Annotated in this window: 25 protein-coding genes and 4 tRNA genes; 12 read left to right on the top strand and 17 right to left on the bottom strand. The window is 33.7% G+C overall.

Going from position 1 to position 21,868, the window contains the following annotated elements:
• Positions 1-2: 2 nt before the first annotated feature.
• Entirely contained in the window at positions 3-701 is a 699-nt protein-coding gene (locus tag ASM33_RS06510; protein WP_110409875.1) for a 16S rRNA (uracil(1498)-N(3))-methyltransferase, read from the top strand.
• 32 nt (positions 702-733) lie between these two features.
• Here ASM33_RS06510 and rpe read toward each other — a convergent pair whose 3' ends face one another.
• Complete coding sequence (gene rpe, locus ASM33_RS06505) at positions 734-1,417, bottom strand: ribulose-phosphate 3-epimerase (protein ID WP_110409876.1); 684 nt, start codon at positions 1,415-1,417, stop codon at positions 734-736.
• Positions 1,418-1,603: 186 nt separating this feature from the next.
• On the opposite strand from rpe, the gene ASM33_RS06500 reads away from it, so the two are divergent.
• From ASM33_RS06500 to ASM33_RS06490, 3 genes are all read left to right on the top strand, one after another.
• Entirely contained in the window at positions 1,604-1,828 is a 225-nt protein-coding gene (locus tag ASM33_RS06500) for a BolA/IbaG family iron-sulfur metabolism protein (protein ID WP_110409877.1), read from the top strand.
• Positions 1,829-1,837: 9 nt separating this feature from the next.
• Entirely contained in the window at positions 1,838-2,170 is a 333-nt protein-coding gene (gene grxD, locus ASM33_RS06495; RefSeq protein WP_110409878.1) for a Grx4 family monothiol glutaredoxin, read from the top strand.
• Positions 2,171-2,389: 219 nt separating this feature from the next.
• Positions 2,390-2,785: a hypothetical protein gene (locus tag ASM33_RS06490; protein ID WP_110409879.1), complete on the top strand. Its 396-nt coding sequence runs from the start codon at positions 2,390-2,392 to the stop codon at positions 2,783-2,785.
• Positions 2,786-2,848: 63 nt separating this feature from the next.
• Here the strand turns inward: ASM33_RS06490 and ASM33_RS06485 are convergent, their stop codons facing one another.
• From ASM33_RS06485 to ASM33_RS06475, 3 genes are all read right to left on the bottom strand, one after another.
• Positions 2,849-4,099, bottom strand: a complete 1,251-nt coding sequence (locus tag ASM33_RS06485) for a citrate synthase (RefSeq protein ID WP_110409880.1) — start codon at positions 4,097-4,099, stop codon at positions 2,849-2,851.
• 72 nt (positions 4,100-4,171) lie between these two features.
• Positions 4,172-4,441, bottom strand: a complete 270-nt coding sequence (gene rpsT / locus ASM33_RS06480) for a 30S ribosomal protein S20 (RefSeq protein WP_110409881.1) — start codon at positions 4,439-4,441, stop codon at positions 4,172-4,174.
• A 157-nt stretch (positions 4,442-4,598) separates the two neighbouring features.
• A complete protein-coding gene (locus ASM33_RS06475; protein ID WP_110409882.1) occupies positions 4,599-5,219 on the bottom strand; it encodes a ribonuclease D in 621 nt (206 codons plus the stop codon).
• A 191-nt stretch (positions 5,220-5,410) separates the two neighbouring features.
• Here ASM33_RS06475 and ASM33_RS06470 point away from each other — a divergent pair.
• Positions 5,411-5,483, top strand: a tRNA-Gly gene (locus ASM33_RS06470).
• A 67-nt stretch (positions 5,484-5,550) separates the two neighbouring features.
• Here ASM33_RS06470 and ASM33_RS06465 read toward each other — a convergent pair.
• The 4 genes from ASM33_RS06465 to ASM33_RS06450 all read right to left on the bottom strand — a co-directional run bounded on the left by ASM33_RS06465 (position 5,551) and on the right by ASM33_RS06450 (position 9,354).
• Positions 5,551-6,726 carry a multidrug effflux MFS transporter gene (locus ASM33_RS06465; RefSeq protein WP_110409883.1) on the bottom strand — a complete coding sequence of 392 codons (1,176 nt, stop codon included), beginning with the start codon at positions 6,724-6,726 and terminating at the stop codon, positions 5,551-5,553.
• 185 nt (positions 6,727-6,911) lie between these two features.
• Positions 6,912-7,733 (bottom strand): CPBP family intramembrane glutamic endopeptidase, encoded by an 822-nt coding sequence (locus tag ASM33_RS06460; RefSeq protein ID WP_110409884.1) that lies wholly within the window; start codon positions 7,731-7,733, stop codon positions 6,912-6,914.
• A 172-nt stretch (positions 7,734-7,905) separates the two neighbouring features.
• Complete coding sequence (locus ASM33_RS06455) at positions 7,906-8,817, bottom strand: gamma-glutamyl-gamma-aminobutyrate hydrolase family protein (protein ID WP_237342976.1); 912 nt, start codon at positions 8,815-8,817, stop codon at positions 7,906-7,908.
• A gap of 464 nt (positions 8,818-9,281) precedes the next feature.
• A tRNA-Phe gene (locus ASM33_RS06450) sits at positions 9,282-9,354 on the bottom strand.
• 80 nt (positions 9,355-9,434) lie between these two features.
• On the opposite strand from ASM33_RS06450, the gene coaD reads away from it, so the two are divergent.
• Positions 9,435-9,938, top strand: a complete 504-nt coding sequence (gene coaD, locus ASM33_RS06445; RefSeq protein WP_110409885.1) for a pantetheine-phosphate adenylyltransferase — start codon at positions 9,435-9,437, stop codon at positions 9,936-9,938.
• A gap of 71 nt (positions 9,939-10,009) precedes the next feature.
• A complete protein-coding gene (locus ASM33_RS06440) occupies positions 10,010-10,213 on the top strand; it encodes a zinc-finger domain-containing protein (protein ID WP_110409886.1) in 204 nt (67 codons plus the stop codon).
• A 27-nt stretch (positions 10,214-10,240) separates the two neighbouring features.
• On the opposite strand, the gene ASM33_RS06435 is transcribed toward ASM33_RS06440, so the two are convergent.
• The 6 genes from ASM33_RS06435 to rpsB form a co-directional block, all read right to left on the bottom strand.
• Positions 10,241-10,867 carry a phosphatidate cytidylyltransferase gene (locus tag ASM33_RS06435; RefSeq protein WP_110409887.1) on the bottom strand — a complete coding sequence of 209 codons (627 nt, stop codon included), beginning with the start codon at positions 10,865-10,867 and terminating at the stop codon, positions 10,241-10,243.
• Positions 10,857-11,552 (bottom strand): polyprenyl diphosphate synthase, encoded by a 696-nt coding sequence (uppS, locus tag ASM33_RS06430; RefSeq protein ID WP_110409888.1) that lies wholly within the window; start codon positions 11,550-11,552, stop codon positions 10,857-10,859. The genes ASM33_RS06435 and uppS overlap by 11 nt, the downstream gene beginning before the upstream one ends.
• A 555-nt stretch (positions 11,553-12,107) precedes the next feature.
• A complete protein-coding gene (frr, locus tag ASM33_RS06415) occupies positions 12,108-12,665 on the bottom strand; it encodes a ribosome recycling factor (RefSeq protein ID WP_110409891.1) in 558 nt (185 codons plus the stop codon).
• A gap of 7 nt (positions 12,666-12,672) precedes the next feature.
• On the bottom strand, positions 12,673-13,416 hold the full coding sequence (gene pyrH / locus ASM33_RS06410) for a UMP kinase (RefSeq protein ID WP_110409892.1): 744 nt from the start codon (positions 13,414-13,416) through the stop codon (positions 12,673-12,675).
• A 10-nt stretch (positions 13,417-13,426) separates the two neighbouring features.
• A complete protein-coding gene (tsf, locus tag ASM33_RS06405; protein ID WP_110409893.1) occupies positions 13,427-14,296 on the bottom strand; it encodes a translation elongation factor Ts in 870 nt (289 codons plus the stop codon).
• Positions 14,277-15,125, bottom strand: a complete 849-nt coding sequence (gene rpsB, locus ASM33_RS06400; protein ID WP_110410566.1) for a 30S ribosomal protein S2 — start codon at positions 15,123-15,125, stop codon at positions 14,277-14,279. The genes tsf and rpsB overlap by 20 nt, the downstream gene beginning before the upstream one ends.
• A gap of 186 nt (positions 15,126-15,311) precedes the next feature.
• Here rpsB and ASM33_RS06395 point away from each other — a divergent pair.
• Positions 15,312-15,388 (top strand) — tRNA-Asp (locus ASM33_RS06395).
• Between the two features lie 94 nt (positions 15,389-15,482).
• Here ASM33_RS06395 and ASM33_RS06390 read toward each other — a convergent pair.
• A complete protein-coding gene (locus ASM33_RS06390; RefSeq protein ID WP_110409894.1) occupies positions 15,483-16,796 on the bottom strand; it encodes a hypothetical protein in 1,314 nt (437 codons plus the stop codon).
• A 228-nt stretch (positions 16,797-17,024) separates the two neighbouring features.
• Here ASM33_RS06390 and ASM33_RS06385 point away from each other — a divergent pair, with 228 nt between their 5' ends.
• The 3 genes from ASM33_RS06385 to ASM33_RS06375 all read left to right on the top strand — a co-directional run bounded on the left by ASM33_RS06385 (position 17,025) and on the right by ASM33_RS06375 (position 19,601).
• Positions 17,025-17,852 carry a cytochrome c oxidase subunit 3 gene (locus tag ASM33_RS06385; protein WP_110409895.1) on the top strand — a complete coding sequence of 276 codons (828 nt, stop codon included), beginning with the start codon at positions 17,025-17,027 and terminating at the stop codon, positions 17,850-17,852.
• A complete protein-coding gene (gene ruvC / locus ASM33_RS06380; RefSeq protein WP_110409896.1) occupies positions 17,853-18,344 on the top strand; it encodes a crossover junction endodeoxyribonuclease RuvC in 492 nt (163 codons plus the stop codon).
• Between the two features lie 306 nt (positions 18,345-18,650).
• Positions 18,651-19,601, top strand: coding sequence for a complex I NDUFA9 subunit family protein (locus ASM33_RS06375; protein ID WP_110409897.1), 951 nt, complete (start codon positions 18,651-18,653; stop codon positions 19,599-19,601).
• A 9-nt stretch (positions 19,602-19,610) separates the two neighbouring features.
• Here the strand turns inward: ASM33_RS06375 and ASM33_RS06370 are convergent.
• Positions 19,611-19,684: transfer RNA gene (locus ASM33_RS06370), tRNA-Arg, on the bottom strand.
• Positions 19,685-19,844: 160 nt separating this feature from the next.
• Between ASM33_RS06370 and secF the strand changes: the two genes are divergently transcribed.
• Positions 19,845-20,723, top strand: coding sequence for a protein translocase subunit SecF (secF, locus tag ASM33_RS06365; protein ID WP_110409898.1), 879 nt, complete (start codon positions 19,845-19,847; stop codon positions 20,721-20,723).
• A gap of 15 nt (positions 20,724-20,738) precedes the next feature.
• On the opposite strand, the gene ASM33_RS06360 is transcribed toward secF, so the two are convergent.
• The gene (locus ASM33_RS06360) at positions 20,739-21,782 is read right to left on the bottom strand and encodes an aspartate-semialdehyde dehydrogenase (RefSeq protein ID WP_110409899.1); all 1,044 of its coding nucleotides are present in this window, start codon (positions 21,780-21,782) and stop codon (positions 20,739-20,741) included.
• Positions 21,783-21,868 lie beyond the last annotated feature (86 nt).

The raw sequence follows: 21,868 nt of genomic DNA, 5'->3' as shown, positions 1-21,868 counted from the left end.
GAATGGAAAAAATTAGGCTTTACACTGAGGAAGCTTTACTACAAAACATGAATTTAGTGCTCAATTTGCGGCAAAGTCACTATATTTGCAATGTAATGCGGCTTAAAGAGCAAGACAATATTTTTTTCTTTAACGGAAAAGATGGGGAATGGTTAGGGGAAATATCAGAGATATCACGTAAATCGGTGCAGGTCAGGCTAAAAGAGTGTATTCATGAGCAACAATATGAAGAAAATTTATACCTGTATTGTGCTATGATAAAAAGTGCTGCTTTGAGCAATGTAATAAGGCAGGCAACTGAAATGGGCGTAACCTGCATTCAATTTATTTCTACAGAACACACAGTAGTGAAAAATGTTAATCTTGATAGAGCAAAATTACAAACAATTGAAGCGGCAGAGCAGTCTGGTAGGATAAATGTGCCAGAAATTTTGCCTCCTGTTAATTTTTATGATTTACCTGATTCTCAGAACAAAAATTTTGTTTTATGTGACGAAACAGGTAAAGGACAATCCCCAAATGAAGCCCTGAAAGGTAAGAAAAATGTTGCTCTTATTGTTGGCCCTGAGGGTGGCTTTTCATCTGATGAGCTTAATTTTGCTGACAAGTTTTGCCAAAAATTAAGCCTAGGAAAAAGAATTTTAAGGGTAGATACTGCTGTTGTTGCTGCATTGGCTTACGCTAATATGTTAATTAAATAATAAGCACAAACACGCCAAAGTCTACATGTCTATTAATTTTGTGATAGATTTTTAAGATCATTTACAGCTTTTTTCATATCTCCAGATTTGAATATTGCTGACCCGGCAACTAAAATGTCTGCACCTGCTTTTATTATATCAGTTGCATTAGTAAGGTTTACTCCTCCGTCCACTGAAATTTGTGTTTTAAGCTTACGCTCCTGTATCATTTTTTTTACGTCAGATATCTTATTCAACTGCGAATAAATAAACTCCTGCCCACCAAAACCAGGATTGACTGTCATAATTAGGACGATATCTAACTCATGTATTATATATTCAAGCACACTTGGGTGAGTTGAAGGAACAATTGATACTCCAACCTGAATCATTTTTTCTGGCTTATTTATGTTTTTATATGATTTTATTTTTTTTACTAGCCTTTCAAGATGTATTTCCGCCTCTGCATGTATAGTGATTATATCGGCGCCTGCATTTATAAAACTTTCAATATGATTGCCAGGAGAATTAATCATCAAGTGCACATCAAAAGGAATACTGCTGTATTTGCGTATCGCGGAAATAACGTTCGGACCAATTGTGATATTTGGAACAAAACTTCCATCCATAACATCTATGTGTATATAATCTGCATTCAAGCCATTAATTTCCTTTAATTCTTCTCCTAATTTTGCAAAATCTGCTGAAAGTATAGAAGGTGCAATTTTAATACCCATAGATGTATTTTCTTAACTAAAGTAAAAAAATAACCTACTTTTGAAGATATGTCATCCAAATGCGTGATACATAACTTAAGATCTCTTGCATAATTTATCACTTCATTACTATAATATTCTTCTACTTTTTATTGCGCTCAGTTGTTTTGAATTTATAATTAAAAGTATTGTGGTTTAAGGAAATTAATGGTTATTGCAATTCACGAATTAGAGAAGATAATTAAACAATCGTTCTCTAACTCTGCTATAGAGATCAATGACCTTGCTGGGGATGATGACCACTACCACTTGAAAATAACTTCTAAGTGCTTTTTAGGAAAGACAAAGATAGAGCAACATAGAATGGTGTATAAAGCTTTAGAAGGTCAATCTATACATGCCTTGCAGTTAGAAACTAATATTGAAGATTAAGGTAGATTTATGAATGATTTTGAACAAATAAAAAAAGATATAACAGAAAATGATGTCGTGCTATATATGAAAGGTACTTCTGATTTTCCTCAGTGCGGGTTTTCTGGACTCGTAGTGTCAATTCTCAAAAAGTTGAATGTAGAGTTTAAGCATGTTAATGTACTTGAAAATGATGAGATACGTGAATCCATAAAAAAGTTTTCTGACTGGCCAACAATTCCACAATTATATATCAAAGAAGAGTTTATTGGTGGTTGCGACATCGTTAGAGAGATGTATGAAAAAGGTGAGCTACAAAGCTTATTGGAAGAAAAGAGGCTGTTCAATAAGGAAACGAACTAAACAATCGTTTTTCTAGGTTGAATTCTATGGTAAAAATGCAAAAATCATAGGCTGCTGTGGTTGTATTTTAAAAGCAGTCTAGGCTTTAAGTGAGTTATAGTCTGAGCTATGGATTAACCAATAAAGAAAGGGTAGGGGATAGAAGGCTTTATTGGTATTAGAATACACATTTAATTAATAAATTAATGCTAAAATTAATATTTTAATCATGGTAAATTTATGATAGGTGAATATACATATTTTAGTAGCGATGTTGTTGATGACGAATTTACACTACCAACCATATACAATAATTTTCATTTGGGTTATCAATATGACAAAAACATGCAACCAGTTGGTTTAGGATTAGGTTTTACAACAAGCACTACCCAAGAGGGAGGAAATTACAAGGTGATTGGATATAATTTCGGTGAGTTAATACTTAGTCATCACACAGGTGTTCAAAATCAAGAGACAATAATAAAGGCCAAAGATGATACTAACTTGGATCTTGATGTTAGGATTAATTTTAAGCCAAGCGATCAAAAGAACGCATTTACTGCAATTCTAACGCCTCATAATTTGACTGCGGGTGACGTAGGGAAAATAAAAAGCTTTTTAGACACAAAGCCATAAAGCAACAGAGCCAGCATTGATGCTGGCCCTTGCAGAGTTGCAAGCTAAAAAATAGAAGAGTGCTTAATTGCCTGTGTATAGCTGTCTTGGTCTGCAGATTTTGGTTTCTTTATCGTTCATCATTTCGTACCACTGAACAACCCAACCGGTAGTTCTTGCGAGTGCAAAAATAGGAGTGAACATACTTGAAGGGATATCAATAGCATTCATTATTATGCCTGAATAAAAATCAACATTGGGGTATAACTTGCGCTGGGTAAAATATTCATCTTTTAAAGCTATTTCTTCAAGTGCTTTTGCAATCTCGAGCAGTTTATTATTTTGTTCTAACTTACTCAAAACCTCATTACATGTGTCTTTCAATATGCGTGCACGCGGATCGTAGTTCTTATAAACACGATGTCCAAATCCCATTAATTTGAATTGGTCTTTATCATCTTTTGCCTTTTGAATAAACTGATCAACGTCTCCACTTTGTTCTATTTCTTTCAGCATGTTTATAACTGCCTCATTAGCTCCACCATGCGCTGGCCCCCAAAGTGTAACCACTCCTGCAGAAAGGCATGCAAATAAATTAGAACCAGCCGATCCTGAAAGCCTAACTGAAGCTGTAGAAGCGTTTTGTTCATGATCAGCATGGAGAGTAAATATCTTGTCCAAAGCTTTTGCAAACAGAGTACTTTTGTCGCTACTTATAGCATTGCCGAACATCATTCTGAAAAAATTTTCACTGTAGCTGAGCTCACTATTTGCATCTGTAAATTCTTGTCCACTAATGTGCCTATAGATCATTGCAACAATAGCAGGAACTTGCGCTATTGCAGAAATTCCAAAATCTAAATTTCCACTATTGACATTATTGCCATATTTTTCGTGGTAGAGTGCTGCCAAATTCGCAAAACATGCGACTAAAATCGACATAGGGTGAGCTGTTTTTGGAAATGCTTTGATTACATTTATGACTTGCTCTGATATTTTTGATAAACCTTGTATTTTTAAAAGAAAATTTTTCTGTTGTTCTGCACTTGGTAATTCGCCGTAGAGTAATAAATAAATCACAGATGTGAAATTATTATTCTCAGCTAAGTCAGCTATATCATGTCCTCTATATTTCAGAACTCCCTCATCTCCATCAATAAATGTAATTTTGGAGGAGCATGAAGCTGTGGAAACAAATCCTGGGTCATAAGTAAATAATCCTGTTGTCTTATATAAATCTTTAATATTCAACACATCAGGGCCTGTTGTTCCGCTCAATACTGGAAGCTCAATTTTTGATCCATCGCTTAATTCTAAAAACGCCTTTTTATCCATCACTTAAGCTACTTAAATTTTATAGAGGGTAAAGAAGTATATATAAATTCGATTAACTTTACATTAACCATACTATGCGGTCATTAATGCTTTTACTTTCGCGTTTAAGCGACTTATTTTACGCGCAGCAGTATTTTTATGGACAACACCTTTATTTACACATTTATGTAAATTAGATTCAGCACTACGAAATGCTAAAATGGCATTTTCTTTGTCACCAGATTTAATTATGTCAACTAGCTTTCTAATAGCAGTACGAGTTTTATTTTTACGCATCTTGTTTACCAAAGTGCGCTTTGCTATTACCTTTATCATTTTTTTAGCACTTTTATGATTTGCCATGTATTAATACCTATGTTTTTCTTTTATTATAAAAAATTTTTACTAATTTGCAACAACCATGGTGAAAATGTATGGTTTTTTAATAGACTTTGTATCTTGAAAAAAGCAAGAATAATAGTTAATCAGTAACGAGGTGCTATATTTATTCTACAAAGCATTACATTTGATGGTTAAATATATCTGTATTGTCCCATCCCATTAAATCCAGCTCAATACGTGTAGGAAGGAATTCAAAGCACTTTTGAGCCAATTCCTTTCTATTTTCACGATTCAACATCAAATCTAGCTTTTCTTTTATTTTGTGGAGATACAAGACATCAGAAGCAGCATAAGTTTTTTGCTTTTCTGTTAAATGCTCAGTGCCCCAATCAGAGGATTGCTGCTGTTTATTTAATTTAATGTCTAATAATTCAGCACATAACTCTTTTAGGCTATGATTATCTGTGTAAGTTCGCGCTAAGCGTGAAGCTATTTTTGTGCAATAGCATGGAAGTGCCCAAGTTTCTAAGTAATAATGCATTATGCTTATGTCGAATCTAGCAAAATGAAATATTTTAGTTATATTTTTATCCTCTAATATTTTTCTTAAATTTGGAGCTTTGTAATCGTTTTTAAGCTGAATTAAGTGAGCGTTGCCATCACCAGTAGAGAGCTGCACAAGGCACAATCTATCTCTAGCATGGAGTAATCCCATTGCCTCTGTATCAATAGCTATAGAGCTTATATTGTCAGGTATTACGTTAGATGGTAAATCATCTTTGTATAAAAATATTCCCATGAAGTTAATATATTTAGCTCAGCAATTAAAAACTGATAATAATTGAAAATAAGCTTTAAGTACACAAAATAAAAATCTGTAATTTTAAACTGCTTTTACTTCATCGCACTTTTCATATACATGGGGGTTTACAATTTGTTATCTGTATCTATAATTAAGAAGTAAATTTACACTATTTTTTAAGTTTAATTGCGGGAGTAGCTCAGTTGGTAGAGCGCAACCTTGCCAAGGTTGAGGTCGAGGGTTCGAACCCCTTCTCCCGCTCTTTTTTATTTAAATCTATAGCCAAACATAGAAAGCAATTTTAGCATAAAATGGCAATCAAATACTGCTACTTTGTCGACTCAAAACTTTCAGGTGACCGTAACAAATATACAGTAAAAACAAGTTCTAACATTACTGCAGATAAAACAAGAAGAGATACACTAATTACTTGGCCATTGTAGACATAACTTGTTAAGCCTATAAAAATTGCCATTATAAAGGATCTTATGCATGAAACTGCAGAAGAGGCTGTGCCTCTAATTTCAGGAAAAACATTCATTGTTGCATTAAAAACTACTGCCTGGCAGATTGCAGCACCAATAGAAAAAATCATCATAGATAGCGTTATCAAGTAAGGAGAATAAGGTGTGAATACACTTAATGTTGTAAGTAGTAGAGCGCCAATAACTATGATAACCGTACCATTCATTACACACCCTCTTGCTCCAAATTTTTGTAGGATTCTACCAGAAAACAAGCTTGTCAGAGAAAAGGAGCCTACTATCATACCTTGATGTAGTGCATAAACTTTGCTTGGCAACCCAAAAGTTTCCATATATAAAAATGGTCCACAAGTAATGAATGACATATATGCAGAGGAAAAGAGACTTGGTATTAAAGACAATGTAACGAATTTTGAGCTAGATAATAACTGCCTGTAGTCTTGCATCATTTTTTTTAAACTGAAAACCGAGCGGTCTTTTTTTGTTTCCGGTAGCGCTAAAAGCAGTAAAATCCAGGAGATCAAACAAATTACTGCAACAGTTGCATAATTACCACGCCATCCTACAGCTTCATTAATAAAGCTTCCTAAAACAGGCGCAATTGCCATTACTATAGTTAGAGTTGCGTTCATAATACCTATAAACTTTACTGCTTTGTCACCTTGATAACTATCTCCAACTATGGCAAACGCAACTACAGACGCGCTGGCACCAATACCTTGAATAAAACGAGCAATTAAAAGCCAAAAAACCGATGGTGCAAATACGCAACCAATAGCACCGATTAGCAGTAAGGTACTACCTATAATCATCATTTTTCTTCTGCCGTAGCATTCAGACAATGGACCAAAAAATAATCCACCAATGCAAAAACCCAAAAAGTTATATGCGATAGTTAATTGAATTGTTCCTTCCGGTACGTTAAAATAGCGGACTATATCAGGAAAACTAGGTACGGAAATGTCAATTTCAATGAACTTAGCAATTAGAGATAGAATTAGTAAGAAAGGCAATAGCATTGAAAATTTTTTTATGAGAAACGTATGAACAACAATATAACATTTAAATTTTTAAGACAAGGACATTTCTTGCTAGACTTCTTTCGAAACTCTGTCATCCGAGTAGCGGACACACAACTGCATAAACTTCTAGTTTAGTGCGTGAACTATTGATGTCATTCGGCTTTGTTGCATAGCTATTTGGCTTATGAATTACTCAAACGACGCCCACGAGTTTTATCAAACCAAATAACACCCATTGCAACAATAAAATATGCAACCGCTATTAATATATGGCCAATTATTGAAACATGATTTGGCACTGGAAGAGATATTGTTGTAAATAAAAGCGGAAAAGTTTGAGTAAAAAAATTGGATGTTGCATGAGCAATATTTACTGGCCAAACCGAATTATCTTTTTCAAATAACCAGGTGAACATTATAGAATATGCACAAATCGCAAGAATAAAAGCACAAATAATCGGAAGTGTAAAACCATCCTCCCAGAACGATGGACCAATAGCTTTATATAGTGGTATGTGCCATATTCCCCAAATAAGACCGACAACAGTTGCTCTCATATAAAAATTTGGTATTTGGCTTTTAAGGTTTTTGAGCAGGTAGCTGCGCCAACCTATCTCTTCACCAAGAGTACACACAATCTGTATTGCAAAACTCACCAACAGGACAAATAATATCCTTGCTACACTAAAGTCTTTTACTTTCTCTAACGTGTATTTCATATTCAAAAATGAAAAACCTAACCACGTAATTATTAATAACATGCAACTGTATAACATAAAAACTACAACAGGAATTATAACCCCCAATAAACAATTTTTTAGTGAACTACGTTTAAAAAGATCTCTTATCTTTTGCTTATTGTAAACTGTTAGTAAAATTGCAACTGTAGCTGGAACAAATGTTGCTAATGTTACATATTCTGGAGGTAAGCTCCAAGCCATAATACATGTCAACAAATAGGTGATTACAACAAACAATGTACAATTAATAGTGGTTGAATTCATATGCACCCCTGAATTTCTTTTTCACATTATTAATATTTACTTGAAAGTTGTCAACAGAATGTGTTTTCAGGTATAAATAGAGTATTTTTTCTCTTTAAATTACCATTGATAGTTGAATTTTTATATATAAAACCGTAGTGGAATCAAGGCATAAAATAACACTCGACGTTAATCAAGCACGGTAAAGAAAGTCATTTATAATTGCTATAGCAACTAATGTTGACACTTGACGTTCCTTCTGATTTGACAAATAGATGTTTTTATCTGATTTTACCACAAGAGCTTCAGGGTGACTCTGGAAATAAACATTGCCATGCTTATCTTCAATCGCTTCTATTACTCCATCTTTCGAAAATGCTACAATTTTATATCCAAGTGACTCTAATTTACTTCTGTTTTCTGGTGTATTATTCACTGCTCCTGAATGAGCATCTGGAAAGCACGTTGAAAACCAGCCATTCTCGTCAGGTATTAAGAATTTACCTACTACGTCTGCTAAACGACTATTCGGAACTATTTTTATCTGTTGGAGAGGTACACATTCCTCCTGTGGGTTAGGTGCAGATTTTAAATGAGATCTTTGCTCCTCTTCATCATTCACCATATTTGCCACATGTACTACTTCAATTCCTTTTGCACTCATAATGCCCTGCAAACCGCCACATATTCCAAGTAAGTGAATTGTAGGGTTATCATCCACCACTTTCACAATTGCCTCTGTAACAAGCTGGCGGTATGGAGTAGGAGGAAATGGTTCTGAATGTAGATTATAATAATTGCCTGGAATAAATATTCTATTTATTTTTTTTTCTTCAACAAATTTTGCAACTTCAATTTTTATTCGATCTAATGTTAACTTTCTTGCAAGCATCTCATCTTGATGTGCAAGGCTCAGTGACTCTTCTTGAATTTTTTTAAGGTTAATTATTTTATTATAATCAATTAATACAGTTTTAACTCCAAAGCTATTGAACATCTCATACACATTTTGAGATAATCCAAGCTCATGTGGGTATGTTTCTTCTTCTGTTTTTACTAAACCAACAACTATAGAACTTTTTTGAAACTCGATTTCTGATGGCAGCTTTGTTGTCGAAGTTTGACTGTGCTCCTCAAATACATTTGAGTATTCTGTGGTGCTCGTCTCAGCCTCTTCTAAAAATTTCTCATTATAAATAGGTTTCGAAAGAGGTGTTATGTCATCATTGGAGTTCTCTTGAAGCTCTGGTGATACTTCCACTGGTAACTGCGTTGTCTGTTCTGGGTTCGAATCATCATAATACACTCCTTCTTCTGCCTCATATTCTTCTAGCATTTGTTCATCAGAGTAAAGTTTTGAAAGAAGTTCATTTCTTATGTGCAAGTTTTTGCGAGTGTTTGCATGAGTAAAACTGCTGCTAAATAATAAAGCTATAATTAATAAGATATTAAACACTTTATTATAATATTTATGTATCATGATTTTAATTTAATAGTTAATATATTAATATTATAGTATAAATTAATATATTAATCAATAAAAATTATTAATAACGACATGCAGAAAGGTGGCCTGAGCAGGAATCGAACCAGCGACACAAGGATTTTCAGTCCTTTGCTCTACCAACTGAGCTATCAGGCCAAACACATACTTTCATTTTTAGATAAAAATGTTATTATGTCTATGAAAAATTTTTAAAGTGGTTTATATAAAAGCAAAGGATGGAAATTAATAATAGAATAGGCATTTATCCAGGTACGTTTGATCCTATAACTTTTGGCCATATTGACATAATAAAAAGAGCGTGTAAACTGGTTGATAAATTAATAATCGGGGTTGCAGAAAATATTAATAAGCATGCCGCTTTTAGTGCAAAGTTACGCACAAGTATGGCTGAAAATGAAATTAAAGAATTAGGGATTGGTGCAGATGTTATATCTTTTAATGGATTGCTAATGAATTTTGCAAAAGAACAGAATGCTTCTATTATTATTAGGGGCTTAAGAGCAGTGTCAGATTTTGATTATGAGTTTCAAATGAGTTGGGTGAATTATAAACTTCTTCCTGAAATTGAAACCATATTTCTTCCTGCTTCTGAAGATACCCAATTTATTTCATCAAGCTTTGTAAAAGAAATAGCAAGGCTAAAAGGAGATGTTAGCAAGTTTGTGCCGAAAGGTGTTCAAAATGAGTTGATTAACCTAAATGAAATAAAGAAAGGATAATAGTGTTTATTGCTTTTTATCCTAAAATGAGTATAATTAATATATAAAATGTTGTAAATCAAAGGAGCAACATGTCAACAGTGAAAGTTAATAATAGAAAAGTTTGTTGTCACGGTGATGGGAGCGATGAAGGTTCCGGTCACCCGTTAATATATCTAGATATGGGGGAAGAAAAGGAAATTGCTTGCCCCTATTGCGAAACTACATTTGTTCATGAATGTACTGTAGAAGCAGTTACAGAAAAGGAAGAGGGCAAATTACAAGAAGAAATTTAACAGTAGTGTTTATTTCCCTTAAGTTGGTTAACTTATGTAAATAGCGATAAGAGGAGCGGTAAAAATGAAGCTGTCCATACGGTCGAGCACTCCACCATGACCTGGTATGATACCCCCACTATCTTTAACACCATAGGCTCGTTTCATGAATGATTCAGTGAAATCGCCAAGTTGTGCTAAAATAGCGATTGCAAATCCAATGATTGGAGAATAAAGAATTGAAAATAAGCCAAAAAATACCGATCCAAAAATTGTACACACCATTCCAGCTAATATTGCGCCGAGCAGTCCTGACCAAGTTTTACCAGGGCTAATCATTGCGCAAATTCTCGCTCCACCGAAATTTTTGCCAAATAAATAGGCAGTAACATCGATTCCCCAAATGGTTAAAACAAGCCATACTAATGCGTATTTTCCTTGTGGCAAATTGTACAAATATATTAACGAAGCATTTGGTAATGCAATTAGTAATAATGCAAAAATATATAGAATTTTATTCCCTCCTGTTAAATTGTACCACTCAAAAGAAGATAAGACTGCTATTGAGAAAATTAACAGGTAAAAGGATAAATCACTAAAATATGTAGCAAAAGAGAATATGAACAATATCACTATTGAAGACAGCATTCTGATTATGAAATTATTATCTACCATATCTCCTCTTTCTTTTTTTATATTCTTCTAGTGCTTCACTCAAATCTTGGCAAGAAAAATCAGGCCATAAAGTGTCACAAAAGTGTAATTCGGCATAAGCTGCTTGCAATAACAAAAAATTGCTTAGTCTCTTTTCCCCACCAGTCCTAATTAATAGATCCAGTTCTGGCAGATCCTTAGTATACAGAAATTTTTTAAATTCATCTTCTGATATTTGACCAATATTACTTTTGGTAATACTATTAACCGCATGAATGATTTCTTGTTTTGCTCCATAACTGATTGCTATAGTGAGTAATAAACTATCATTTTCATATGTAATTTCTTCTACTTTTTTAATTCGGTCTAATACTTTGGTAGGTAATAAACTTAAATTACCGATAAAATTCAGTTTAATGTTATAATCACAAAAAAACTTGACCTTATCTTCATTAGTTAAGATTGAGTAAAATAAATCAAGCAGACCATCAGTTTCATCTTTAGGCCTCAGCCAATTTTCCATGGAAAATGCATACAAAGTTAAATAAGGTATGGTAAGAGTTGTACAATGCTTAGCGATATCGTATGCAACTTCACCACCCTTTGTATAACCATCAGTTTTTGTTTTTCCTTGGCTATTTGCCCATCTCCCATTACCATCCATAATAATTGCTAAATGTTTTGGTAAAGATTCTTGATTCAACATTCAGAGTTCACCTAAACGACCAGATGTTATCTGAGTACTTAGTATATCACTGTACAAAAATTGTGGTTTGGGAGTAACCTCCACTTGAAAGGTGTCATCCAAGTAGCCCTCTTTCCTGTCATTCCAGCGCCTTTTTCCCCTGTCATCCCAGTAGCTCTCTTTCCTGTCATCCCAGTGCGTGACACTGGGATCTAGGTATAAAAATATTTGCAAATTATGCAATGAACAACAGATTCTTGTAGCATATAATGTCCATAATGAAAATAAGATGGATCTGAGTAGTCCGCTACTTGGATGACAGGAAGAGGGCAATGTATAACAGATTCTTGGAGCATATAATGTCCATGATGAAAATAAGATGGATCCCAGTGTCACGCACTGGGATGACAAGAAAAAAAGGCACTGGGATGACAAGAAAGCATGCATGTTTATGACATCATTTACTGTATAATATTGTGCAATACTGGAACGTTTGTACTGTTGTGTATAAGCTACCTCCAGGGCATTGCATGCAATTTTTTCTTTTTCACTACTGAAGGTTCCTTTCATATTAACTTAGTGACTCAATATATCCTTTTCTTTTGTGGATAACTCGCTATCAATCTTTTTTATATTATCATTAGTAATTTTTTGTACCTCGTCGTGAAGGTTATGGTAATCATCTTCCGAAATTTCTTTATTTTTTTCCATGTTTTTTAATTCTTCTATTATATCCCTGCGTATATTCCTAATTGCAATTCGTGCATTTTCAGCAAATTGGTGTAATAGCTTCACTAATTTTTCACGCGTCTCCTGCGTTAAGTCTGGAAGAGTTATCCGTATTGTGCTGCCCTCAATCACAGGATTTAAATTAAGATTAGCATTTAATATAGCATTTTTTACTTCACTGATAACACTTGCATCCCAAACTTTAATTGATAGAGTTTTATTATCTGTAGCCGAAACACCTGCTACTTGGCTGAGCTTTTGGTGCCCACCATAGATATTTATAACTATACCATCAAGCAATGATGCACTAGCTCTTCCGGTTCGCACACCTTTAATATCGTCGTGAAAAGATTGAATAGTTTTTAACATTCTATCTTTTGTTTTAGTTTTTATCTCATTTAACATAAATTACCTAATGTTTAGAATCTGAAACTATAGTATAAGTTCCTTTGCCTTTAATGATATTAACTATTTTTTCTCCCTTCAAAGAAAAAACTATGATTGGAATTGAATTCTCACGCGCAAGTGAAATTGCTGATGCATCCATAACTCTTAAATCACGTGCCAGCAAATCTGTGTAAGAGAGCCTGTCGTACATTACGGCATCCTCATTTTTTTTCGGATCAGCAGAATATACACCGCTTACTTGCGTACCTTTTAGAATTACATCACAATTCATTTCAACAGCACGTAAAGCTGCAGCTGTGTCTGTTGTAAAAAATGGATTACCAGTACCCGCTGCAAATATTACAACTCTACCTTTTTCTAAATGGCGAATAGCTTTTCGTCTGATATAAGGTTCACATATAGCAGCCATTGGTATAGCAGACAACACTCTAGAAATTACTGAGTTTTTTTCTAAAAAATTTTGTAGAATCAAAGCATTAATTATAGTTGCAAGCATTCCAATATAATCACTGCTTGCTCTTTCACAGCCACTCAAAGAAGCGGATGTTCCACGAAAAATGTTTCCACCACCAACAACAATACACACCTGAACACCAAGCTTATGAATATCAGCTATGTCATTGCATAGTTGGTTTATTACACCCATATCATGACCAAAAGGCTGTGATCCCATCAAAGCCTCTCCAGAGATTTTAAACAGGAGCCTGGAGTACTTTATTTTGTTTTGTTCACCTTCTGAGGTAGTCATTTTTAGCTATTTAATTTGCATTGCCTAATACAAGTAACTTATAATGAGATAATTTAATAGAACAATTTAAACTGAGTTCACTTGATTTTATAAAATCAGAAATCTTAATCTTGTCATCCTTGATAAATTTTTGCTCTAATAAAACAACTTCTTCATAGTATTTAGCTATACGACCATCCACTATTTTTTTTGTTACCTCTTCAGGTTTATTTAAGGCTTTTACTTGCTCTTCAATTATAGAACGTTCAGTTTTTAACTTTTCTTGATCTAAATCATCTACAGACAAAGCTTCAGGTTTCATAGCAACTATGTGCATTGCTATTTGTTTTCCAACCTCTTGTAATTTTGCTTTATCACCAGATGATTGCAGTGCAACTAAAGCACCAATTTTACCTAAGTTAGATGTAGCACCATGCACATAACCTGCAATAATTCCATCTTTAGCTTCCAAATAACAAGTCTTATTTAGGTCTAATTTCTCACCAAGCACTGAACTTCCATTCATCACTGCTTCTTGTACTGTGCCAATATCTCCGTATTTAATGCTTTTTAATTCATCGATACTAGTACAGCGCTCCTTGCAAGCAAGTGATGCTAAATTTTCAGCCAGCTCAATAAATCTTTCATTTCGAGCGACAAAATCAGTTTCACAATTCAATTCAACCAACATGCCGCAATTTTCGATCAAATGCATAGCAACAAGCCCATCTGAAGCGACTCTACCGGATTTTTTATCGGCTTTAGCAAGTCCTACCGCACGTAACTTGCCAGCCGCTTTATCAACATCACCATCACACTCTTCTAACGCTTTTTTACAATCACTTAAACCAAGTCCTGTTCTATCACGTAATTCTTTTATGTTATTTGGATTCACTTTCATCTGTTATTACCTCCTTTTCGTCTTCTTTATAAACTTTACTACGTCTTTTTTTAGTTTGCACAATACCATCTTCTTTATCTTGAATAAAATCGTCATCATTTATTTCATCAATTTTCAGTCCAGATCTCGTTAAACTAGATTCTATACCAGCTAATATAAAATCAGCGGCCAATCTACAATATAGCTCTATTGATTTTCTTGAATCATCATTTCCAGGTATAGGATAAGTAATACCATCAGGATCGGAATTAGTATCAAGTATTGCAACTATTGGAATTCCTAATTTTTTGGCTTCCTTAACTGCAATATGCTCTTTATTAGTATCAATAATAAACAAGATATCAGGAACCGCTCCCATTTCTCTAATACCACCAAGCGCCTTATCAAGCTTTTCCTTTTTCTTATCAATATTCCCTAATTCTTTTTTTGTTAAAAGGCTGTCCTCATCATTTAATATTTTCTCATATTGGATTAATGTTTTTATCGAAGTAGAAACTGTACCCCAATTAGTCAACATGCCACCAAGCCAACGATAATTTACATAGTATTGACCACAACGAATTGCTTCACTTGCAATAATATCTAAAGCTTGAAACTTTGTACCCACAAATAGAATACGACCACCCTGAGATGCAACGTCATGCAAAGCCTTCATAGCTATCTGCAGCAATGGTAATGTTTTTCTCAAATCGATTATATGTATACGATTTTCTTGATGTACCCCATATATATATGGAGCCATTTTTGCGTTCCAACGACCAGTTTTGTGACCAAAATGTACACCAGATCCGGCTAAGTCACGCACAGTGACTTCAGGCAAATTTGCCATATTTATTCCTCCAAATAGTTTATCTTCCATGGCATTGCCCTAAAGGGACTACTTGTACCTGCCATGTGTGAAATCAAATTATTTATATAGTAATAGAAAAGATAACAAAGTGCAAACAAAAAATATTGACAAATAGCAGCATGTTTATTAGCTTTGAAGTTGAAACTATCGTTACTAAGTAAAAAGGGGGGTGTAGCTCAGTTGGTTAGAGCGCATGCCTGTCACGCATGAGGTCGTGAGTTCGAGTCTCATCACTCCCGCCACTCTTTTCCATGAAAACCATAACTCTAGATTAGTCAACGAAGGAAGTACCAGTAATAAAAGGCTTTTTTGCACTTTTATTCTCCTGCAGCACATCTACAACTTCCTATTTCCAACCATTTCTAAATGATTCACAACTTCTGCTTGTTTAATGATTCCTTCTGGTGAAGTACCTTCGGTGTGCATGTTTATAAAATTTTGTATTTCACCTAGCGTTTTTTCACTTATTTTCTTACATTTTTTTGCAAATCCAATGACCTTAGATCTTTCATAAATGCTTTGTATTTCAGTAAAAGTAAAAGACTCATCGAAATGATCTATAAGCTCTTTGTTAGTAATACAAGATACAATTTGATCTATTTCCTTTACTACAGTAGCTATAATTAATGCGTCACCACGATTTGTGTAAGCAAGCTGTATGATGGGATCAAAAAATTTATCTCGTATAGGTGGCCTTATTTCATTAAATAGATCATTGACTTCATCTATGAATGTAGCTAAATCGTGAGCTTTTTCATGATCAGTTAAACTTAAACTCAGTATATATTCATAAGATTTAGATTTTGTGCACTGTTTCACTCTATTAAGTAGAGCGTCATTGTCACGTATCCATGTAGCCAGACTATAAGCTTTTTCATGGTTAGTTAAAGTTAAGTTCATTACATATTTATAAAACCTATCTTTTATAGGATGGCTTATTTCATTAAATAGTTTGTCAACTTTACATATCCATATAGCAGAATTATAAGCTCTTTGATGATCAATAAAAACTGATCTCATTAAAGGCTCATAAAATTCATCCCTTGCAGATTGACTTGCTTTTTTCATCAGTGATTCAATGCTTTGAATACTCATTGTTAGCTTTATTTTCTCGTCAATATTACCAGTTGGTACAATAAAATTATAAAACTTATCTTTTATATCTTTTGCCAATCCATTGATTATTGATTCAGTTTGTTTGACACACATAATCAAATCAAATGCTTTATGCGGATTTTGAAGAGAAAACTTTTTAAGAGATTCCAACACGAATTCCGGAATATTCTTAGGTAAAGAATCAATTAGCTCATAACAGTCAACTGTTTTTACCGCTTCAGTAGAGCTACCTAAAGCAATAATATTCAGGGCTTCATTTGTGGCTTTTTCTTCTTTAACATAATGCTGCTTATATATAATTTTGCAGAGGTTATAAAGATTGTATAAAAAATATAATGCAAGTGGTACTAGTATAGCGGTTAGTATGTTGACTAGCAAAGGGGGGGAGTCGATACGCATAGCTACAATTATAATTCCGGCTATAGCTATGCCTGATACAACAAGACCTATTGAGATTTTTTGATAGCTGTTTGGTGTTTTTTTCCAATAATTTTTAACATATGAACATGCTATAATACTAGCAGGGTTAAGCATTTTATACCTCTCAAAGCGAATAATATATAGTCATGATATATTCAGAGGAGAAATGCTCAACGTAATGTCAAAAAAACGTATTAATTATGTATTCATATTTAATAACTTATTAAACATTTGTAACAGGTGTTCACGATGTGTATAAAATTTCGTCAAATTTTTAAGGAATCTTGACAATTTTAAGCTAATTTATATGCTTGAGTACGTTGATTCTACTGTAAAAATAATATGAAAAGTAAAGAACATGATTTTCATTTAGTGGACCCAAGTCCATGGCCAATTGCTATATCAGCAGCGATTCTTATTCTTGCACTTGGATTAGTTGGTATGCTTCATAAGCAACTTTTTGGAATATTTGGTTTGATTTTCGGAGTTTCTTCAGTATCAGGAATTTTGTTCTATTGGTGGCGAGATGTAATAAGAGAAGCCATTCATGATAAGTGCCATACTACTATCGTAAAGCATGGGCTTAAGCTTGCGATGTATGTATTTATCCTCTCAGAAGTTGTATTCTTTATAGCCTTCTTCTGTTCATTCTTTAAAGCCTGGCTTGATCCAGTGTTTTTATTTGAAGCATTTTCCCCTGTAAGAAAAGTCCAGTGGCCTCCAGAAGGAATTTCACCTCCTGATCCGTGGTCGCTACCATTCATGAATACGTTAATATTATTACTTTCAGGTACAACACTTACTTCAGCACATCACTCTTTACTTGAAAATAATAAAAAGAACATGATTAATATGCTATCCATTACTATATTGCTCGGAGTTTTTTTTATAATAGTGCAAGCCATAGAGTATTATGAAGCGAGTTTTTCTCTACAAGAAGCAGGAGAAAAGCTTATTTATACATCCAATTTTTATATGATTACCGGATTTCACTGTGTACACGTTATAATAGGGCTAATATTTTTAACGGTGTGTTTGTTTAGAGCACTCAAAGAACAATTCACACCACAAGACCATTTGTGTTTTGAGTTTGCCTCTTGGTATTGGCACTTTGTAGATATAGTTTGGATATTTTTATTTGTATTTATTTATTGGCTAAGTGCTTATTAAGTGATTAAGATAATAGGCCTTGATCCTGGAATAAACAAAACTGGGTGGGCTATTATTAGTCTCAGTGAAAGGAATAATATTGAATTTTTGGGTGGAAGTACTATATCAACGTGCAGTAAGCTTGATATAGGTGAACGTTTGCACATAATTTTTGAGGAATTAAAGAAAGTAATTTCTATATATTCTCCAGATGAAGCTGCTGTGGAGAAAATTTTTGTTAATAAAAATCCAAAATCTTCGCTAACTTTAGGGTATGCAAGGGGAGTTGCGATTTTAGCGTTAAAAATAACTAACCTGGCTATAAGTGAGTATGATGCGAACTACATAAAAAAAAGTATCACAGGAAACGGCCATGCAGATAAAAATCAGATTATATTTATGGTGAAACAAATAATTAAAAATTTGGATGTAAAATGTCATCATACTGCTGACGCTCTTGCTACAGCAATTTGTCATGCTTACAAGAAAGGTGTTTTTGCTACTACTTCATAATGTATTGCCATTTTTCTCTGCTTTTGCAATAGACATCTTACATAACACGATTTCTGAAGGCAATTTTGTCGTCAAAGCTCGTCTCTGCTCCTAAAATACATTTGAGTATTCTGTGGTGCTCATCTTCACTTCTCCTACAAATTCCTCATCAAAAACAGGTCCTGGAAGAGGTCTAATAGATCTTATTCCCTATACTTTTTGCTTTGGTTAATCCATAATTGGGATTTATGGTGCAATGATTCATAATAGAATATTAAGAAATCATTGTATTAATTTAAGGTAAAAAAACTATTTGGAGCTTTAATTGTGACGAAACGTATAATTATTTTTGGTGGAACAGGGTTCATAGGAAAACATATAGTAAGACGCTTAGCAGCAGATGGGTATTTAATAAGAATATTCACTAACAATCAAGAAAAAGCCGCTCCTCTTAAATTATGTGGTAATTTAGGACAAATTTCAGTATTTAAAGGCGATTTTTTTGATGAAACATCACTGCTGGAAAGTATGACAGAATGTGACGTAGTAATAAATTTAGTAGGAATATTATATGAAACGAAAAAATCTAGTTTTCATACTGCGCACGTTGCAATAGCTGAAAAAATAGCAAAAGCAGCAAAAATAAAAAATGTACCAATGGTGATACATTTTTCTGCTATGGGAATTGAAAATAGCAAATTGTCAAAATATGCTCAAAGTAAACTTGAGGGTGAAAAAGTAGTAACCTCTGAGTTTCCCGAGGCAATAATAATTAAGCCAAGCCTTGTGTTTGGTAAAGAAGATAAGTTTTTTAATAAATTTGGAAGACTAGCAGCTATTCTCCCTTTTTTGCCACTAATTGGCAATGGAGCAACCAAATTTCAACCAATATGTGTAACAGATCTAGCTGAATTGGTGTATCGCATTATTAGTCTTAATAAGCAAGATAAGAAGGTTTATAATGTAGGTGGACCGAAAGTTTACTCTTTCAAGAGCCTATTAAAATTCATCCTTAATGTGACGAATAGGAAATGCTTATTTGTCAATATATCTTTCCCAATGGCAAAATTGATGGCTTTTTTCTTAGAAAGTAGAATTATTTCCATGCTGCTCAAGCCCATAACAGGTGATACTAGCCCTATGCTTACTCGAGATCAGGTGAGAGTTATGATGAATAGCTCAATCGAAAAGTCGAATGACCTTGAAACAATAAAAATTTTACCATTATCAATTGAAAATATAGTACCAGAGTATTTAAAAATTTATAGAAAATACTGATTTGAAAAGTGTGCCCAGTAGGATTCGAACCTACGACCCACAGCTTAGAAGGCTGTTGCTCTATCCAGCTGAGCTATGGGCACAACAAATATAAAATGCTTCCTAATACACGTGAAGTCAAGATATTTCATGTGACCGAAGGGATTCACAGGTTCTGGATTCTATGTAGGGTGACAAAAAAATGGTAAACCCTATCTATTTTAGCTATATATAGAATTCAAGTTGTGATTTTAACCAAAGAATATGGCACTTAGATTGATTCCAGATAACCTCGATATAAAATTTAGTAAATATAGGAAATTAACTGCATTAATTAGCATTATTCTTACCATCTTTTCAATATTTATTATTACATTACGTGGAATCAATTTAGGAATAGACTTTACAGGTGGAATTTTGATAGAAATAAAATCGTCAAATGAGGATCTTTCTATTCTTGATGCGCTAAAGGAAAATGGTTTTATAGTACAAAGTTCACAGGCAGGCGATAATTTGGTTATGCGTTTTAAAGATGAAGGTGATGAAAATAAAATCAAAGAAATAAAAAGCATACTAGAAGGAAAGTTAAGTGACTCAATAGCCTATCGAAAAATAGATTATGTAGGTCCACAAATAAGCTCAACGCAGATATTTGAAGGAATGTTATCAATGGTGATTGCAATTGTTGGAATATTTTTTTATGTTTGGTTTAGATTTAACTGGCAGTGTGGGTTTGGTGGCATAATAGCATTAGTTCACGACGTAATTTTAACTATTGGTTTTATTAGCCTTATCAGGGTTGAGTTTAACATCTCATCAACTGCTGCTTTGCTCACTGTTATCGGTTATTCAATCAATAATTCAGTAGTTATATACGATCGGATTCGGGAGTATTGCAAAAGCAGCAAAAATAAACAAATTAATGAGATAGTAGATACAAGTATTAATGCTACACTATCCCGCACTATATTAACTTCTGGTACAACTCTTCTTGCTGCTCTACCTTTAATATTAATCTGCAGGGATGTAGTTAGAGATTTTAGCTTAATTATCTTTTTTGGTATTTTAGTTGGCGCGTATTCTTCAATATTTATTTCCGCTCCTATATTAACTTATATAGGCCTGACAAATAGAGAAAAATAAACTTATTTTATTTAGCTATACAAGCTTGAGCTGCAAATGTTCTCTTACCAAAATCTCCAAAATCTGTACTATATTTAGCGCTGCACCTTTACGCAAATTGTCAGCCACTATCCACATATTTAAACCATGCTGAACTGTATCATCTTTTCTAATACGTGATATGTATACAGCATCTTCCTGCACAACATCAATTTGAGTTGTATATTCACCATCTTCTCGTTTGTCCTGCAGCAAAACCCCATAATCATCAGCGTTACTGAATATTTCATAGGCAGTTTCTTCTGTCATCGCATCATGAAACTCTACATTTACTGCTATAGCGTGACCAATAAAAACAGGTACCCTAACACAAGTTGCAGTAACTTTTACATTTTCCCCTAAAATTTTTTCCGTTTCCTCTCGCATTTTCCATTCTTCTTTTGTAGAACCATTTTCCATGAATTCTCCTATGTGAGGAATGCAATTAAATGCTATTTGTTTAGGAAATATTTCAGGCTTTTTAGCTTCATTCATGAATATTTTTTTCGTCTGATTGTAGAGTTCATCCATAGCTGCTTTGCCTGCACCAGAAGTTGATTGATACGTTGAAGCAACAATTCTCTTTATTTTTGCTTGTTTATGTAGCAAGTGTAGTACTAGCAGCATCTGTATTGTAGTACAGTTTGGATTGGATATTATATTATGATTTTTATATTCAGTGATTTTTTCTTGATTGATCTCCGGAATGATGAGTGGCACACCATCTTTCATTCTGAAATAAGAAGTATTATCTATCACAATGCACCCAGCCTGCGTTGCAATTGGTGCATACCTTTCGGAAATATTAGATCCAGCGCAAAAAATTGCTATATCGGTTCCAACAAAGCTATGGCCTTCAAGACATGAAATAATTAATCCTTCATCACCAAAGCTTATTTTTTTTCCCTCTGATTTTTTTGATGCAAGTGCTACCACAGAATCGACTGCAATTCTTCCTTCGCTCTGAAATTCATCAAGTATGCTTAATACTTCACGACCCACTCTTCCAGTTGCACCAACAACAGCAATTTTATACCTCATATAGACTAAACCTCTAACTTTAAATGTATATTATATATTTACTGATAAAATTTACAATTATTTTAATATTTCTATCTTGCAATTAA

Origin of the sequence: Wolbachia endosymbiont of Folsomia candida, assembly GCF_001931755.2 — a bacterium.
Lineage (GTDB): Bacteria > Pseudomonadota > Alphaproteobacteria > Rickettsiales > Anaplasmataceae > Wolbachia.
This window is presented reverse-complemented; position numbering and strand designations above follow the sequence as displayed.

Bases quoted from the DNA above. Each gene is read 5' to 3' on its own strand.
- pyrH (WP_110409892.1), bottom strand. From the start codon at position 13,416: ATGACTACCTCAGAAGGTGAACAAAACAAAATAAAGTACTCCAGGCTC.
- ASM33_RS06500 (WP_110409877.1), top strand. From the start codon at position 1,604: ATGGTTATTGCAATTCACGAATTAGAGAAGATAATTAAACAATCGTTC.
- ASM33_RS06360 (WP_110409899.1), bottom strand. From the start codon at position 21,782: ATGAGGTATAAAATTGCTGTTGTTGGTGCAACTGGAAGAGTGGGTCGT.
- rpsB (WP_110410566.1), bottom strand. From the start codon at position 15,125: ATGGCAAATTTGCCTGAAGTCACTGTGCGTGACTTAGCCGGATCTGGT.
- ASM33_RS06485 (WP_110409880.1), bottom strand. From the start codon at position 4,099: ATGGATAAAAAGGCGTTTTTAGAATTAAGCGATGGATCAAAAATTGAG.
- coaD (WP_110409885.1), top strand. From the start codon at position 9,435: ATGGAAATTAATAATAGAATAGGCATTTATCCAGGTACGTTTGATCCT.
- ASM33_RS06510 (WP_110409875.1), top strand. From the start codon at position 3: ATGGAAAAAATTAGGCTTTACACTGAGGAAGCTTTACTACAAAACATG.
- ASM33_RS06490 (WP_110409879.1), top strand. From the start codon at position 2,390: ATGATAGGTGAATATACATATTTTAGTAGCGATGTTGTTGATGACGAA.
- uppS (WP_110409888.1), bottom strand. From the start codon at position 11,552: ATGTTGAATCAAGAATCTTTACCAAAACATTTAGCAATTATTATGGAT.
- rpe (WP_110409876.1), bottom strand. From the start codon at position 1,417: ATGGGTATTAAAATTGCACCTTCTATACTTTCAGCAGATTTTGCAAAA.
- rpsT (WP_110409881.1), bottom strand. From the start codon at position 4,441: ATGGCAAATCATAAAAGTGCTAAAAAAATGATAAAGGTAATAGCAAAG.
- ASM33_RS06460 (WP_110409884.1), bottom strand. From the start codon at position 7,733: ATGAATTCAACCACTATTAATTGTACATTGTTTGTTGTAATCACCTAT.
- tsf (WP_110409893.1), bottom strand. From the start codon at position 14,296: ATGAAAGTGAATCCAAATAACATAAAAGAATTACGTGATAGAACAGGA.
- ASM33_RS06435 (WP_110409887.1), bottom strand. From the start codon at position 10,867: ATGGTAGATAATAATTTCATAATCAGAATGCTGTCTTCAATAGTGATA.
- ASM33_RS06390 (WP_110409894.1), bottom strand. From the start codon at position 16,796: ATGCTTAACCCTGCTAGTATTATAGCATGTTCATATGTTAAAAATTAT.
- ASM33_RS06385 (WP_110409895.1), top strand. From the start codon at position 17,025: ATGAAAAGTAAAGAACATGATTTTCATTTAGTGGACCCAAGTCCATGG.
- secF (WP_110409898.1), top strand. From the start codon at position 19,845: ATGGCACTTAGATTGATTCCAGATAACCTCGATATAAAATTTAGTAAA.
- grxD (WP_110409878.1), top strand. From the start codon at position 1,838: ATGAATGATTTTGAACAAATAAAAAAAGATATAACAGAAAATGATGTC.
- frr (WP_110409891.1), bottom strand. From the start codon at position 12,665: ATGTTAAATGAGATAAAAACTAAAACAAAAGATAGAATGTTAAAAACT.
- ASM33_RS06465 (WP_110409883.1), bottom strand. From the start codon at position 6,726: ATGCTATTGCCTTTCTTACTAATTCTATCTCTAATTGCTAAGTTCATT.
- ASM33_RS06475 (WP_110409882.1), bottom strand. From the start codon at position 5,219: ATGGGAATATTTTTATACAAAGATGATTTACCATCTAACGTAATACCT.
- ASM33_RS06440 (WP_110409886.1), top strand. From the start codon at position 10,010: ATGTCAACAGTGAAAGTTAATAATAGAAAAGTTTGTTGTCACGGTGAT.